The organism is Xanthomonas arboricola pv. populi (assembly GCF_002939945.1).
GTDB classification, from domain to species: Bacteria; Pseudomonadota; Gammaproteobacteria; order Xanthomonadales; family Xanthomonadaceae; genus Xanthomonas; species Xanthomonas arboricola_A.
Genome location: NZ_MDEB01000001.1, coordinates 599294 through 614316, shown reverse-complemented (window position 1 = coordinate 614316; position 15023 = coordinate 599294). Strand labels below are relative to the sequence as shown.

The 15023-nt window shown below is 64.2% G+C and carries 11 protein-coding genes and 1 tRNA gene; all 12 read left to right on the top strand.

Annotation, left to right across the window (positions count from 1 at the left end; translation table 11 throughout):
* Nucleotides 1-109: 109 nt before the first annotated feature.
* The 12 genes from XaplCFBP3123_RS02910 (at nt 110) to XaplCFBP3123_RS02855 (ending at nt 14876) form a co-directional block, all read left to right on the top strand.
* Nucleotides 110-1198: a bifunctional riboflavin kinase/FAD synthetase gene (locus XaplCFBP3123_RS02910; protein ID WP_104532716.1), complete on the top strand. Its 1089-nt coding sequence runs from the start codon at nt 110-112 to the stop codon at nt 1196-1198.
* 6 nt (nt 1199-1204) lie between these two features.
* A complete protein-coding gene (gene ileS, locus XaplCFBP3123_RS02905; protein ID WP_104532715.1) occupies nt 1205-4036 on the top strand; it encodes an isoleucine--tRNA ligase in 2832 nt (943 codons plus the stop codon).
* A gap of 316 nt (nt 4037-4352) precedes the next feature.
* Nucleotides 4353-4865, top strand: a complete 513-nt coding sequence (lspA, locus tag XaplCFBP3123_RS02900; protein WP_104532714.1) for a signal peptidase II — start codon at nt 4353-4355, stop codon at nt 4863-4865.
* A gap of 77 nt (nt 4866-4942) precedes the next feature.
* Nucleotides 4943-5893 (top strand): 4-hydroxy-3-methylbut-2-enyl diphosphate reductase, encoded by a 951-nt coding sequence (ispH, locus tag XaplCFBP3123_RS02895; RefSeq protein ID WP_104532713.1) that lies wholly within the window; start codon nt 4943-4945, stop codon nt 5891-5893.
* Between the two features lie 167 nt (nt 5894-6060).
* Nucleotides 6061-6136: transfer RNA gene (locus tag XaplCFBP3123_RS02890), tRNA-Thr, on the top strand.
* A 361-nt stretch (nt 6137-6497) separates the two neighbouring features.
* Nucleotides 6498-7433 carry a ubiquinol oxidase subunit II gene (gene cyoA, locus XaplCFBP3123_RS02885; RefSeq protein WP_104532712.1) on the top strand — a complete coding sequence of 312 codons (936 nt, stop codon included), beginning with the start codon at nt 6498-6500 and terminating at the stop codon, nt 7431-7433.
* The gene (cyoB, locus tag XaplCFBP3123_RS02880; RefSeq protein WP_104532711.1) at nt 7433-9433 is read left to right on the top strand and encodes a cytochrome o ubiquinol oxidase subunit I; all 2001 of its coding nucleotides are present in this window, start codon (nt 7433-7435) and stop codon (nt 9431-9433) included. Before cyoA ends, cyoB begins: the two co-directional genes overlap by 1 nt.
* Nucleotides 9430-10059 carry a cytochrome o ubiquinol oxidase subunit III gene (gene cyoC, locus XaplCFBP3123_RS02875; RefSeq protein ID WP_172453059.1) on the top strand — a complete coding sequence of 210 codons (630 nt, stop codon included), beginning with the start codon at nt 9430-9432 and terminating at the stop codon, nt 10057-10059. The genes cyoB and cyoC overlap by 4 nt, the downstream gene beginning before the upstream one ends.
* Nucleotides 10059-10394, top strand: a complete 336-nt coding sequence (gene cyoD / locus XaplCFBP3123_RS02870; RefSeq protein ID WP_006450195.1) for a cytochrome o ubiquinol oxidase subunit IV — start codon at nt 10059-10061, stop codon at nt 10392-10394. Before cyoC ends, cyoD begins: the two co-directional genes overlap by 1 nt.
* 167 nt (nt 10395-10561) lie before the next feature.
* Nucleotides 10562-12442: a M61 family metallopeptidase gene (locus tag XaplCFBP3123_RS02865; RefSeq protein ID WP_172453058.1), complete on the top strand. Its 1881-nt coding sequence runs from the start codon at nt 10562-10564 to the stop codon at nt 12440-12442.
* A 347-nt stretch (nt 12443-12789) separates the two neighbouring features.
* Nucleotides 12790-14181 (top strand): DNA repair protein RadA, encoded by a 1392-nt coding sequence (gene radA, locus XaplCFBP3123_RS02860; protein WP_104532710.1) that lies wholly within the window; start codon nt 12790-12792, stop codon nt 14179-14181.
* A 308-nt stretch (nt 14182-14489) separates the two neighbouring features.
* Nucleotides 14490-14876 carry a DUF805 domain-containing protein gene (locus XaplCFBP3123_RS02855; protein WP_104532709.1) on the top strand — a complete coding sequence of 129 codons (387 nt, stop codon included), beginning with the start codon at nt 14490-14492 and terminating at the stop codon, nt 14874-14876.
* The last annotated feature ends 147 nt before the right edge of the window (nt 14877-15023 follow it).

The following is a 15023-nucleotide window of genomic DNA, read 5'->3' as shown; positions in this document are numbered from 1 at the left end:
GGCGCAGGCCCGGGGGCCGCACCCATGCGGATTGACAGGCACGGCTATACTTGCGGGTTATGCATCAACGAGGGTCGGCCGGCAGGCCGGCATCTGTTTGGATCGAGGAATGAGCAGGCTGTTTAGAGACGTCGAGGGCGGGACGCTGTTCCCGCACGGAAGCGTGGTCTGCATCGGCGCCTTCGATGGCCTGCACCTGGGGCATCGGGCATTGGTGCAGCACGCGGTCGAGCGCGCGCGCGCGCTGGGCGTGCCGGCGGTGGCGGTGAGCTTCGAGCCGCTGCCGCGCGAGTTTTTCGCCCCGGCCGCGCCGCCGCCGCGGCTGACCCTGGCCCGCGCCAAGATCGAAGGGCTGCACGGCTTCGGTGCCGACAGCGTGGGCATGATCCGTTTCGACGGTCGCCTGTCGGCGATGAGCGCCGAGGACTTCGTACGGCTGGCGCTGGTCGGCCGGCTATGCGCCAAAGAGGTCTGGATCGGCCCGGAGTTCCGTTTCGGCCATCGGCGTGGCGGCGATATCGGTCTGCTGCGCACGCTCGGTGCGCACTACGGCTTTGCAGCGGGCGAAATCGCGCCGGTGCATCTGCACGGCGAGCGCATCTCGGCCACGCGCATTCGCGAGCTGCTGGGCGCGGGCGAGTTCGCGCACGCCGGGCAATTGCTTGGCCGTCCGTATGCCATTGGCGGGCGAGTGGTGCGCGGCAAGCAGCTCGGCCGTACGCTGGGCTACCCGACCGCCAATCTGCGGTTTCCGCGCACGCCGGCCCTGTCGGGCATTTACGCGACATGGGTGCATGGTGTGGCCGGGCGGCCGTGGCCGTCCGTTTCGAGCTTTGGCACGCGGCCGACGGTGGCCGGCGTGGAGCCGCTGCTGGAAGCGCATCTGTTCGATTTCCAGGGCGATCTGTATGGCCGCCACATTGCCGTCGAATTCGTCGCCAAGCTGCGCGACGAAGAGAAGTTCGATGGCCTGGACACGCTGACGGTGCAGATGCACCGCGATGCCGAGCAGGCGCGTGCGGCGTTGGACAGGCGCGCAATTTCTGCAACACATGCGAGCTCCTCGCAACAGCCCACCTATGATGCGAGTCCCTCGCAACAGCACGCATATCCATGTGCGGACGATGGACATGCCAGTTCCTCGCAAACGTCTGCACACGTCAGTGCAGACACTTCAGACAACGCAGCGCAACGGTAGAGACCTGTGACCCAAGACTACAAAGCCACTCTCCATCTGCCCGCGACGGAATTCCCGATGCGCGGCGACCTGCCCAAGCGCGAGCCGGCGATGCTGGACCGCTGGGAACGCGAGGGGCTGTACGCGCAACTGCGCGCCAATGCGGCCGGGCGCCCGCTGTTCGTGCTGCACGACGGCCCGCCGTATGCCAACGGCCAGATCCATCTGGGCCACGCGGTCAACAAGATCCTCAAGGACATCATCGTCAAGTCGAAGTACCTGGCTGGCTTCGATGCGCCCTACATCCCGGGCTGGGATTGCCACGGCCTGCCGATCGAGATCGCGATCGAGAAAAAGTACGGCAAGGTCGGCGTAAAGCTGGACGCGGCGCAGTTCCGCCAGAAGTGCCGTGAATACGCCACCGAGCAGATCGACCTGCAGCGGCGCGATTTCAAGCGCCTGGGCGTGATCGGCGATTGGGACAACCCGTACAAGACACTGGATTTCCGCTTCGAAGCCAACGAGATCCGCGCGCTGGCCAAGGTAGTCGACAACGGCCATCTGACCCGTGGCGTCAAGCCGGTGCATTGGTGCTTCGATTGCGGCTCGGCGCTGGCCGAGGCCGAGATCGAATACGCCGACAAGGTGTCGCCGACGGTGGATATCGCCTATCCGGCGCGCGATCCGGCGGCTGTCGCTGCCGCATTCGGCGCGGGCCTGCCGGCGGGCGTGGGCGTGGCGGTGCCGATCTGGACCACCACACCGTGGACGCTGCCGGCGTCGCTGGCGGTGAGCCTGGGCGCGGAACTGGACTACGTGCTGGTCGAAGGCCCGGCCGATCGCGGCCAGCCGCGCTGGCTGGTGATCGCCGAAGCCCTTGCCGGCAAGGCGCTGGCGCGCTATGGCGTGGACACGGTGGTGGTGCACGGGCATGCCAAGGGTGCGGCGCTGGAACAGATGCTGCTGAACCACCCGTTCTATGCCGAGCGCGAGATCCCGCTGCTGCTGGGCGACCATGTGTCGGCCGAGGACGGTACAGGCGCGGTGCACACCGCACCGGGTCATGGCCAGGAGGACTACCAGGTCTCCAAGCAATACGGTCTGCTCGAGCGTTACGGCGCTGCGCAGATCAACCCGGTGGACGGGCGTGGCGTGTACCTGCCGTCGACGCCGCCGCTGGGCGAGACCGTGCTGGCCGGGCTGCACATCTGGAAGGCCAACGACATCATCATCGAGGCGCTGCGCGATACCGGCGTGTTGCTGGCGGCCAGCAAGATGGAGCACAGCTATCCGCATTGCTGGCGGCACAAGACGCCGATCGCGTTCCGCGCCACGCCGCAGTGGTTCATCTCGATGGAGCAGGCCAACCTGCGCGCCGATGCGCTCAAGGCCATCGAAAACGTGCACTGGTATCCGTCCTGGGGCCAGGCGCGTATCGCCGGCATGGTCGACGGACGTCCGGACTGGACCATCTCGCGCCAGCGCACCTGGGGCGTGCCGATCGCCTTGTTCGTGCATCGCGAAACCGGCGAGCCGCATCCGCGCAGCACCGAATTGCTGCGCCAGGTCGCCGACCGGGTGGAGCTGGGCGGGGTGGACGTGTGGTACACGCTGGATGCGGCCGAATTGCTGGGCGATGAGGCCGCCGATTACGACAAGATCACCGACATCCTGGATGTGTGGTTCGACTCCGGCGTGACCCATGAAGCGGTGCTGGTGGACCGCGGCCTGCCCAAGCCGGCCGACCTGTACCTGGAAGGCTCCGACCAGCATCGTGGCTGGTTCCAGTCCTCGCTGCTGACCGGCGTGGCGATGGACAAGGCGGCGCCGTACAAGCAGTGCCTCACCCACGGCTTCACCGTGGACGAGCACGGCCGCAAGATGTCCAAGTCGCTGGGCAACGGCATCGAGCCGCAGGACATCATGAAGACCCTGGGCGCGGACATCCTGCGCCTGTGGATCGCATCGGCCGATTACAGCAACGAGATGTCGCTGTCGCAGGAGATCCTCAAGCGCAACGCCGATGCGTATCGCCGCCTGCGCAATACCGCGCGCTTTCTGCTCGGCAATCTGCATGGCTTCGATCCGCTGCAGCATCTGGTGGCGCTGGACGACATGGTGCTGCTGGACCGCTGGATCGTGCATCGCGCGCACGAGCTGCAGGAAAGGATCGTCGCCGCGTATGCGCGCTACGACTTCGCCGAGATCGTGCAGGCGCTGCTGAATTTCTGCAGCGTGGATCTGGGCTCGCTGTATCTGGACGTGACCAAGGACCGCCTGTACACGATGGCCGAGGATGCACGCAGTCGCCGGTCGGCGCAAAGCGCGATGTATCACGTGGCCGAGGCGTTCGTGCGCTGGATCGCGCCGGTGCTGAGCTTCACCGCCGAAGAGCTGTGGGGCTATCTGCCGGGCAAGCACACCGACAACGTGCTGTTCGCCACCTGGTACGACGGCCTGGCGCCGTTGCCGGCCGATGCCGCACTGAGCAGTGCCGATGTCGACAACCTGCTGGCCTTGCGCGAGCAGGTGGCCAAGGTGCTGGAGCCGATGCGTGCCAACGGGGCGATCGGCGCGGCGCTGGAAGCGGAGATCACCGTGGCTGCCGATGCGCAGACCGCCGCGCGTTGGCAGCCGCTGGCCGAGGAGCTGCGTTTCCTGTTCATCAGTGGCGATGTCACCGTCACTGCGGCCAGTACCGACGACATCTTCGTCAGCGCGCAGCCGACCAGCAAGGCCAAGTGCGTGCGCTGCTGGCACCACCAGGCCAGCGTGGGCAGCGATCCGCGTCACCCGGAACTGTGCAGCCGCTGCGTCAGCAATATCGAAGGTCCCGGCGAGGATCGTCGCTGGTTCTGATGGACTTGCACGATGCGCGTGGCGGGCCGATCCTGCCACGCGTGATCGAGACCCCATACGGGCTGGCGCGCGTCTCTGCCGCGACATCATCCGCAGGCGCTGGTGCCGGATGGTGATTGCCGCGGCGCCGCACGCACCCGCTTGCTGAAGCATGGCGCATGCGGCAAAGCGGGGCGGGAGACTGGCTGCGGCCATCCCATCCTTGCCTGTCTGTCATCCAGCTTTCGTCAGCTTCATCTGCCACCGCCCTCGCTTATCGCCATCCAGGCATCTTCTCCGGCGTCGGAGAAGTCACCACCAACTGCGACCTTCCGACATGAGTCAACGCCCCAAACCCTCCGCCCTGATCTGGTTGCTGCTGTCGGCACTCGTGGTCGGGCTGGACCAGTGGAGCAAGGCCTGGGTGCTGTCCAGCCTGCCCGAATACACCCCGGTGCCGGTAATCGACGGCTTCTGGAACTGGTATCGCACCTACAACACCGGAGCGGCCTTCAGCTTCCTGAGCGATGCCGGTGGCTGGCAGCTGTGGTTCTTCACCGCGCTGGCGGTGGGCATCAGCGGGCTGCTGGCGTTCTGGCTGTCGCGCACTGCGCGCAGCACATGGCGCAGCGCGCTGCCGTACGCGCTGGTGATCGGCGGGGCGATCGGTAACGTGATCGACCGCCTGATGCACGGCCACGTGGTCGATTTCATCCAGTGGTACATCGGCAGCCACACCTGGCCTGCGTTCAACATCGCCGACTCGGCGATCGTGGGCGGCGCCATCGGGATCGCGGTATTCGGTCTGTTCGACACGTCCGGCAAGCGGGAGTCGGGGATCCGGAAGTAGGAATCGACGCTGAAGTCGCGGTGCACCGGCGCCGCCCGGTCCCATCCTCCATTCCCCATTCCCGTAGAATGCCCGCAATGGATGTCCTGCTCGCCAATCCCCGTGGTTTCTGTGCCGGTGTCGACCGTGCGATCGAGATCGTCAAGCGTGCGATCGAAACGCTGGGCGCGCCGATCTATGTGCGCCATGAAGTGGTGCACAACCGTTTCGTGGTCGACGATCTCAAGCAGCGCGGCGCGGTCTTCGTCGAAGAGCTGGACGAGGTGCCCGACAACGCCACGGTGATCTTCAGCGCACACGGCGTCTCGCAGGCGGTGCGGCAGGAGGCCGAGCGCCGCGGACTCAAGGTATTCGACGCGACCTGTCCGCTGGTGACCAAGGTGCATTTCGAAGTGGCGCGGCATTGCCGGGCGGGCCGCGACGTGGTGCTGATCGGCCACGCGGGGCATCCGGAAGTGGAAGGCACGATGGGGCAGTGGAGCCGCGAGCGCGGCCCGGGCACGATCTATCTGGTCGAGGACATCGAGCAGGTCGCCACGTTGCAGATCCGCCAGCCGGAGAATCTTGCCTACACCACCCAGACCACGCTGTCGGTGGACGACACCATGGGCATCATCGAGGCCCTGCGTGCGCGCTACCCGGCGATGCAGGGGCCACGCCACGACGACATCTGCTACGCCACCCAGAACCGCCAGGACGCGGTGCGCGATCTTGCGCGCCAGTGCGATCTGGTGCTGGTGGTCGGTTCGCCCAACAGCTCCAATTCCAATCGCCTCAGCGAGCTGGCCCGGCGCGACGGGGTGGAGTCCTACCTGATCGACAACGCCAGCGAGATCGACCCGGCCTGGATCGTCGGCAAGCAGCACATCGGCCTGACCGCCGGCGCCTCCGCACCGCAGGTGCTGGTCGATGGCGTACTGGCGCGGTTGCGCGAGCTGGGCGCCAACAGTGTGTCCGAGCTGGAAGGCGAGCCGGAATCGATGGTGTTCGCGCTGCCCAAGGAATTACGGTTGCGCCTGGTCAGCTGAAAGCGGGTGCTGCGGGCTGAGTGAGTCAGCGTCGCGTCTGGGCGTTTCGCAGTTGCAGGTTGACCGCCATTCGCCGACCGCACCGCAAGACCCGAGGCCGGAATGCCCGCTCCGTCGCTTAGTGGCGATTGACCGGGTACCGGCTCCGCTCCTACAATTGGCGGCTCGCCGGAATAGCTCAGTTGGTAGAGCGGCGCATTCGTAATGCGTAGGTCGTAGGTTCGATTCCTATTTCCGGCACCATCGCTTCAACACTGGGTCGACCATTGGTCGGCCCAGCTGCGTTTGGGGCCGATGCGCGCACCACTCGGGGGGCAGGCGCGACCATATGCGCCGCACATCACGCACAGCGCAACCGATGGTCACAGCCGCATCTTTTCCGCCCTGCGCAGCACTGCGACAACATGTCGCACAGTTTTGCGCGCATTAATTGCGACAGATCATTGCCGATGGGTTTCGTGCAGGTGCAGCAAAGTCTAAAATCGGGGAGCTACCTCGTGTCTTCGGTCTGCGTGGCCGCCTTCCTTCAGGAAGCGCGCCATCAGGACGAGTCCACATGAATACGACGAACGAGGCTGGCGTTCCTTCGCACTTGGATCGACCGATGATTCCGTTGAAACATCTCGGGCGTGTACTTCGTCCAGGCCTGATGCTGCCGTTCCTGCTGTTGGCAGGCTGCAACTCGGCCATCCTCAATCCGAAAGGCCAGATCGGCCACGACGAGAAGCAGCTGCTGATCACCTCGGTCGTGCTGATGCTGATCGTGGTCATCCCGGTGATCGTGATGACGATTGCGTTCGCGTGGAAATATCGCGCGTCCAACACGAAGGCGCGCTACGAGCCGGACTGGTCGCATTCCACCGCCATCGAGGTGGTGGTGTGGTCGATCCCGTGCGTGATCATCCTGGTGCTGGCGGTGCTGACCTGGCGCTCCTCGCACGCGCTGGACCCGTACCGGCCGCTGGATTCGGACGTCAAGCCGATCACCATCGAAGCGGTGTCGCTGGACTGGAAGTGGATGTTCATCTATCCGGATCAGAACATCGCCACGGTCAACGAGATCGCCTTCCCGGTGCATACGCCGCTGAACTTCAAGATCACCTCCGACACGGTGATGAATTCGTTCTTCATCCCGCACCTGGGCACGATGATCTACGCGATGGCCGGCATGGAAACCAAGCTGCATCTGGTGGCCAACGAACCGGGCGAATACTTCGGCCTGTCGACCAACTACAGCGGTCACGGTTTCTCGAAGATGAGCTTCAAGGCGCACGCGACCGACCAGGCCGGCTTCGATGCGTGGGTGGCCAAGGTCAAGGCATCGCCGACCGCGTTGAATGCCGCCGAGTACCAGGTGCTGGCCGCCAATCGCAACGACAAGGAACAGTATCCGGTCACCTATTACTCGTCGGTGCAGGACGGCATGTTCCGCTCGCTCGTCGACAAATACATGAATGGTCCGGGCCATAACAAAGGCCATGGCGACCATCAGGCAGCGGCTGCAGAGCCGGTTGCCATGTGCACTTCTGGAGACAAGTGATGCTAGGCAAACTTACGATCGAGGCGGTTCCGTACCACGAGCCGATCATCATGGTCGCACTCGGCGGTGCCGGCCTGCTCGGCCTGCTCATCGCGGGCGCCATCACCAAGTACAAGCTGTGGGGCTACCTGTGGAACGAGTGGTTCACCTCGGTGGATCACAAGCGCATCGGTGTGATGTACATCATCGTGGCGCTGGTCATGTTGCTGCGCGGCTTCGCCGATGCGGCGATGATGCGCACCCAGCAGGCGATGGTGGGCAATGGCGGCGAAGGTGTGTTTCCGCCGCATCACTACGACCAGATCTTCACCGCGCACGGCGTGATCATGATCTTCTTCATGGCCATGCCGTTCATGACCGGCCTGTTGAATCTGATCGTGCCGCTGCAGATCGGCGCACGCGACGTGGCGTTCCCGTTCCTGAACTCGCTGAGCTTCTGGCTGTTCGTGGCCGGTGCGGCGCTGATCAACATCTCCCTGGGTGTCGGTGAATTCGCGCAGACCGGCTGGCTGGCCTATCCGCCGTTGTCGGGGCTGGAATACAGTCCGGGGGTCGGCGTCGACTACTACATCTGGGCGTTGCAGGTCTCAGGCCTGGGCACGTTGCTGACCGGCATCAACTTCTTCGTGACGATCATGCGGATGCGCGCGCCGGGCATGACCCTGATGCGCATGCCGATCTTCACCTGGACCGCGCTGATCACCAACATCCTGATCATCGCCGCATTCCCGGTCCTGACCGTGGCCCTGGCGCTGCTCGGTGCCGACCGTTATCTGGGCACGCACTTCTTCACCAATGACGGTGGCGGCAACGCCATGATGTACGTCAACCTGATCTGGATCTGGGGTCACCCGGAAGTCTATATCCTGATCCTGCCGGCGTTCGGCATCTTTTCCGAGTTGATTGCCACCTATAGCCGCAAGCGGTTGTTCGGCTACACCTCGATGGTCTACGCCACCTCCTGCATCGGCGTGCTGTCGTTCGTGGTGTGGCTGCACCACTTCTTCACCATGGGCTCGGGTGCCAACGTCAATGCCTTCTTCGGCATCACGACGATGATCATCTCGATCCCGACCGGCGTGAAGATCTTCAACTGGCTGTTCACCATGTTCCGCGGTCGTGTGCACATGACCGCGCCGGTGCTGTGGACGATCGGCTTCATCATCACCTTCACCATCGGCGGCATGACCGGCGTGATGCTGGCGATTCCGGCCGTGGACTTCGTGCTCCACAACAGCCTGTTCCTGATCGCGCACTTCCATAACGTGATCATCGGCGGCGTGGTGTTCGGTTACCTGGCCGGCCTGACCTACTGGTTCCCGAAGGCGTTCGGCTTCAAGCTCAACGAGAAGATCGGCAAGGCCTCGTTCTGGTGCTGGATCATCGGCTTCTTCGTGGCCTTCATGCCGCTGTACGTGCTCGGCTTCATGGGCATGACCCGTCGCATGAACACCTACAATCACCCCGAGTGGGCGCCGTGGCTGTATGTCGCTGCGGTGGGTGCTGCGATCATCGGCCTGGGTATCTTCCTGAACCTGGTGCAGATTGGCTACAGCGTGTGGAAGCGCAAGGAGCACATGGATTACACGGGCGATCCGTGGGATGGCCGTACGCTGGAGTGGGCCACCTCCTCGCCGCCGCCGTTCTATAACTTCGCCGTGCTGCCGCACATCGACGACCGCGATCAGTTCTGGGCCGACAAGCAGAACGGCAAGGGCTGGGTGCGTCCGTCCAAGTACGAGGCGATCCACATGCCGCGCAACACCGGCGCGGGCGTGTATATCGGTGCCTTCAGCGTGCTGATGGGCTTCGGTCTGATCTGGCACATCTGGTGGCTGGCCATCATCGGCCTGGTCGGCATGATCGGCAGCTTCATTGCGCGCACCTTCGATGACGACATCGATTACTGGGTGCCGGCCGACGAAGTGGAGCGCATCGAAAACGCGCGCTTTGCCCTGCTCGAACAGCAACATGCGGCGCAGGCCGCGAAGGTGGTATGACCATGTCTTCCTCGACCGCGCTTGACCACGCCGCCCACGCGGGCGGCCACGACGACCACGAACATCACGACGCCGGTGGCAACACCGTCTTCGGGTTCTGGGTCTACCTGATGAGCGACTGCCTGCTGTTCGCCGGTCTGTTCGCCACCTATGCGGTGCTTTCGGGCGCCACGGTGGACGGACCGACCGCCAAGGAGCTGTTCGACCTGAAGTTCGTGCTGGTGGAAACCTTCCTGCTGTTGTTCAGCAGCCTCAGCTTCGGCGTTGCGATGATCTCCGCGCACAAGCGCAGCATGACCGGGCTGTACGCCTGGTTGGGCGTCACCGCACTGCTGGGTATCGGCTTTCTGTGCATGGAAGTCTGGGAGTTCAACCACCTGATCCACGAAGGGGCGGGCCCGGGGCGCAGCGCGTTCCTGTCGGCCTTCTTCACCCTGGTGGGCACGCACGGTCTGCACGTGGCCTCCGGCCTGTTGTGGATGGCAGTGCTGGTGATCCAGATCTCCAAGAACGGCCTGACCCCGCGCAACAGCACGCGTCTGGCCTGCCTGAGCCTGTTCTGGCATTTCCTGGACATCATCTGGATCGGTGTGTTCACCGTCGTCTACCTGCTGGGAGCGCTGTAATGGCCAATCACCACGCGCATGAAACCGCTGCCGACGCACATGCCGGCGGCCTGAAGTCCTACTTGATCGGCTTTGTCATGGCCGTGATCCTCACCGTCATCCCGTTTGCGATGGTGATGAGCGGGGCGTTCTCCAAGGGCGTCACCGTCATCGTGATCTCGCTGATGGCCGCGGTGCAGATGCTGGTGCACATGGTGTACTTCCTGCACATGGACCGCTCGCCCGAGCAGCGTTCCAACGTGCAGGTGGGCCTGTTCTCGCTGCTGATCATCGGCATCGTGATCGTCGGTTCGCTGTGGGTGCTGCACAACATGAACGTCAACATGATGCATTGAGACGGCGCAATGCCGGATCCATGCTTGCTGGATGAAAAAGCCGCCGGGTCACTGGCGGCTTTTTTTGTGTGTGAATCGGTGCGCAGCATGACCTATGGCATACGGGGAAGCGTGGGCAGGCGCTTAGCATCGTGGGCTTGCCTGTTTCAGGTCCCTGCGGAGTTGCGATGAAGATCCCCACCTTATTGTCCGTGTCGTTGCTGGCGGCACTGTCGTTGCCTGCGGCCGCACAAACCGCCGCGCCGCAAGACGTGCCGTTCGACGGCACCTTGAAGATCGACGTCGATGCCACCGATCTGGCCCACCGCATCTTCAAGGTCAAAACCACGATGCCGGCACGGTCGGGCCCGATGACGCTGCTGTATCCGCAGTGGATTCCCGGCAATCACTCGCCGACCGGGCCGATCGACAAGCTCGCCGGTCTGGTGATCAAGGTCGATGGCAAGGTGGTGCCGTGGAAGCGCGACCAGCTCGATGTGTACGCCTTCACCGTGGACGTGCCGCAGGGCGCCACCGAGCTGGTGGCCGAGTTCAAGTTCCTGTCGCCGCAGGCCCCCAACCAGGGCCGGGTGATGATGACCCCGGAGATGCTCAACCTGCAGTGGAACACCACGGCGCTGTATCCGGCCGGCGTCTTCGCACGCAACATCAAGGCCCAGGCCAGCGTCACCTTGCCAGCCGGCTGGAGCTATGCCACGGCACTGGAAACCGACCGCCGCGTCGGCGACACCGTGACCTTCAAGCCGATCGATTTCGACGACCTGGTCGACTCGCCGATGTTCGCCGGCAAGTACTACAAGCGCGTGGAGCTGAGCGCCGGCAAGCAGCCGGTCTACCTCAACGTATTCGCCGACGAAGCCAAGTCGCTGGACGCCAAGCCCGAGCAGATCAAGGCGCACGCGTCGCTGGTGCAGCAGATGGACAAGCTCTACGGTGCGCGGCATTTCGACCATTACGAGTTCCTGCTGGCGCTGACCAAGAAGTTGGGCGGCATCGGCCTGGAGCACCATCGCTCCAGCGAAAACAGCGGCGTGCCGACCTACTTCACCGAGTGGGACAAGAGCTGGACCGGGCGCGACCTGCTCGCGCATGAGTTCAACCATTCCTGGAACGGCAAGTACCGCCGTGGCGCCGACCTGGCTACGCCCAATTTCAACGTGCCGATGGGCGACAGCCTGCTGTGGCTGTACGAAGGGCAGACCCAGTTCTGGGGCGAAGTGATGGCTGCGCGTTCGGGCCTGTGGACGCAGGAACAGGCGCGCGAGATGCTGGCCGGCGTGGCGGCGAACTACGAGCGTGGTCGCCCCGGTATGGCATGGCGCACCGTGCAGGACACCACCAACGACCCGACCATGTCGATGCGCCGGCCCAAGGCCTACCGTAACTATCAAATGGCCGAAGACTATTACTCCGGCGGCCAGATGATGTGGCTGGAAGTGGACAGCAAGCTGCGCGCGCTGACCAACAACAAGCGCTCCATCGACGACTTCGGCAAGGCCTTCTTCGGCATGAAGAACGGCGATTGGGACGTCAATCCGTACACCTTCGACGACATCGTCGCCACGCTCAATGGCGTGGCCGCCTACGACTGGGCGAGCCTGTTGCGCAGCCGCATGGACGGGCATGGTTCCTTGAACGGTGGTATCGAGGCCAACGGCTGGAAGCTGGTCTACAACGAGGAGCCGAATCTGGCCACCAAGGCCGAAGAGAGCGACGACAAGGACGCCAGCCTGACCTATTCGCTTGGCGTGTCCCTGAAAGCGTCTGGCGATATCAGCGATGTGCTGTGGGACGGCCCGGCCTTCAATGCCGGCCTGATCGCCGGCAACACCATCGTGGCGGTCAACGGCCGCGCCTTCAGCAGTGAGGTGATCAAGGATGCGATCAAGGCGGCCAAGGGCACCGCTGCGCCGATCGAACTGCTGGTCAAGCGCCTGGACCGCTACGACACCGTGCGCATCGATTACCACGGTGGCCTGCTGTATCCGCATCTGGAGCGTATCCCCGGCAAGCCGGATCGCCTGAGCGAGTTGTACAAGCCGCGCTGAACGGCGGTCACCCGCTCGGAGCCGTTCGAGCGGGCAGTGGCAAAACCTGGCGCTGCATGACCGGTTGCGATCGTGCGGCTCCAGACGCTGGTTTTTCGTCGGTACCAAGGCCAGTGCCGGCCGATCGAGAGACATCACGCCAGCCGACTAGTCCGCGTCATCGACGCGCCCAGGTGAAAACGCAGCCGCAGGAATGGGTGCTTGCATTCCTTGCTGCGGCGGCGTCAGCTGGACGATTCCCGATTCCCGATTCCCGATTCCCGATTCCCGATTCCCGAGCCAGCGTCGCGCATCCTGAGACCAACGCCGACTATCCTGTCGCTCCAGAAGCGATGGGTTAACTGACGATGGCGAAGGCGAAAACGGCCTATGTCTGCGGCGAGTGCGGCGCCGAGTACAACAAGTGGCAAGGGCAATGCACCGAGTGCGGGGTGTGGAACACGCTCAGCGAGATCGTGCTCGAAAGCGCCACGCCCGGCGGCAAGGCCTCGCCTGCGGCATCGCGGCGTAGCGGCTGGGCCGGCAAGGCCGAGGCGCCCAAGATCACCGCACTCAAGGACGTGCAGCAATCCGAGCAGGCGCGCGTGTCCACCGGTATCGGCGAGTTCGATCGGGTGCTGGGCGGCGGTCTGGTCGAGGGCGCGGTGGTGTTGATCGGTGGCGATCCGGGCATCGGCAAGTCGACGCTGTTGCTGCAGGCGCTGGCGAGCATGGCCAGTACGCTGCCGGTGCTGTACGTCACCGGTGAGGAATCGCTGGCGCAGGTGGCCGGGCGCGCGGTGCGGCTGGATCTGCCGTTGGAAGGCTTGAACGCGCTGGCCGAAACCGGCATCGAAAACATCCTGCAGCATGCCAGCGTGGCGCGCCCGAAGCTGATCGTTGCCGACTCGGTACAGACGCTGTGGACCGAGTCGTTGACTGCAGCGCCGGGCTCGGTCAGCCAGGTGCGCGAAAGCGCGGCGCGGCTTGTGCGCTATGCCAAGGAGACCGGTACCGCGGTGTTCCTGGTCGGCCATGTGACCAAGGAAGGCGGCATCGCCGGCCCGCGCGTGCTGGAGCATATGGTCGATGCGGTGCTGTACTTCGAAGGCGAAAGCGGTAGCCGGTTTCGCCTGTTGCGCGCGTTCAAGAACCGCTTCGGCGCGGTCAACGAGCTGGGCGTATTCGCGATGGGCGAGAAAGGCCTCAAGGAAGTCTCCAATCCGTCGGCGATCTTCCTGTCCGGCGGCAGCACACAGCAGCCGGGCAGTTGCGTGATGGTCACCCGCGAAGGCACCCGGCCGCTGATGGTGGAGGTGCAGGCGCTGGTGGATGCCTCGCCGCTGTCCAACCCGCGGCGCGTGGCGGTGGGTCTGGAGCAGAACCGGCTGGCGATGCTGCTGGCGGTGCTGCATCGCCACGGCGGCATCGTGGTGGGCGATCAGGACGTATTCGTCAATGTGGTTGGCGGCATCCGCGTGCAGGAAACCGCCGCCGATCTGCCGGTGCTGCTGGCAGTGCTGTCCTCGCTGCGTGACCGGCCCCTGTCCGAGAAGACCATTGCCTTTGGCGAAGTGGGGCTGTCCGGCGAGATCCGGCCGGTACCCAACGGCGAAGATCGTCTGAAAGAGGCCGCCACCCATGGTTTCAAACGCGCGATCGTGCCCAAGGCCAACGCGCCCAAGATCGCCAGCATCAAGGGCATGGAGATCGTCGCGGTTGAGCGGCTGAGCCAGGCGCTGGAAGCGGCGGCCGAGTGATGCCCGGCCGAGTGATGCCGGCGCGGTATGGAAGCGACTGTCTGCACAGGGCATCGCTCTGCACGCGGTGAGTGGATCGCGCATCTGCGCAGGACGGCACGCAGCGCGCTGCCGCAATTGCATCAGCGAGGTTGTCGGGTTGGCTGCCGCCAGCTCCGGCGACCGTCCGTCTGCCAGCGGGTCGCGATATGCCGCTAGCCGGTAAGAAACCGTTTTCATCAGGGGGCGGCTATGGCAACATGCGCGGCCCGTTGCGCTGTGCACCGGATCACAGGCAGCGCTCACTGCGCGTCACCAGGAGAAACACGATGGAATGGATGTTGTTGCCACTCAAGCGCTACGCCGACTTCAATGGCCGCTCGCGGCGCAGGGAATATTGGATGTTCATGCTGCTGCAGGCGATCGTCCTGCTGGTATTGGGCAGTCTTTTCGGTATCGCCGTTGCACTGATGGGCGGCGAGAACGGTCCTGGTGCACTGGCGTGGCTGGTCGTTGCCGTCATGGTGATCGTTGTGCTGGCACTGATTGTGCCGAGCATTGCGGTGACCGTGCGTCGTTTGCATGACCAGGGCAAGTCCGGCTGGTTCTATCTGATCAGCCTGGTGCCTTACGTCGGCGGGTTCATCGTGCTGGTCTTCATGTGCCTGGAAGGCACGCCCGGCCCGAACGAGTATGGCGAGAATCCCAAGCAGTAACCGGGTGCAAGGCCTGATCGAACAATGGCGCGGGGGAATCCTCCGCGCCATCGTCGTTTCTGGAGAGAGCCGGCCGGCGGAGGCTGTCACCAGCACGCGCGTGGACAAGTGCGGCATTCAGCTCGATTGGGCCATTTTTGATCGCCC

Bases quoted from the DNA above. Each gene is read 5' to 3' on its own strand.
- lspA (WP_104532714.1), top strand. From the start codon at position 4,353: ATGAGTCAACGCCCCAAACCCTCCGCCCTGATCTGGTTGCTGCTGTCG.
- cyoC (WP_172453059.1), top strand. From the start codon at position 9,430: ATGACCATGTCTTCCTCGACCGCGCTTGACCACGCCGCCCACGCGGGC.
- cyoB (WP_104532711.1), top strand. From the start codon at position 7,433: ATGCTAGGCAAACTTACGATCGAGGCGGTTCCGTACCACGAGCCGATC.
- ispH (WP_104532713.1), top strand. From the start codon at position 4,943: ATGGATGTCCTGCTCGCCAATCCCCGTGGTTTCTGTGCCGGTGTCGAC.
- radA (WP_104532710.1), top strand. From the start codon at position 12,790: ATGGCGAAGGCGAAAACGGCCTATGTCTGCGGCGAGTGCGGCGCCGAG.
- XaplCFBP3123_RS02910 (WP_104532716.1), top strand. From the start codon at position 110: ATGAGCAGGCTGTTTAGAGACGTCGAGGGCGGGACGCTGTTCCCGCAC.
- cyoD (WP_006450195.1), top strand. From the start codon at position 10,059: ATGGCCAATCACCACGCGCATGAAACCGCTGCCGACGCACATGCCGGC.
- XaplCFBP3123_RS02855 (WP_104532709.1), top strand. From the start codon at position 14,490: ATGGAATGGATGTTGTTGCCACTCAAGCGCTACGCCGACTTCAATGGC.
- XaplCFBP3123_RS02865 (WP_172453058.1), top strand. From the start codon at position 10,562: ATGAAGATCCCCACCTTATTGTCCGTGTCGTTGCTGGCGGCACTGTCG.
- cyoA (WP_104532712.1), top strand. From the start codon at position 6,498: ATGATTCCGTTGAAACATCTCGGGCGTGTACTTCGTCCAGGCCTGATG.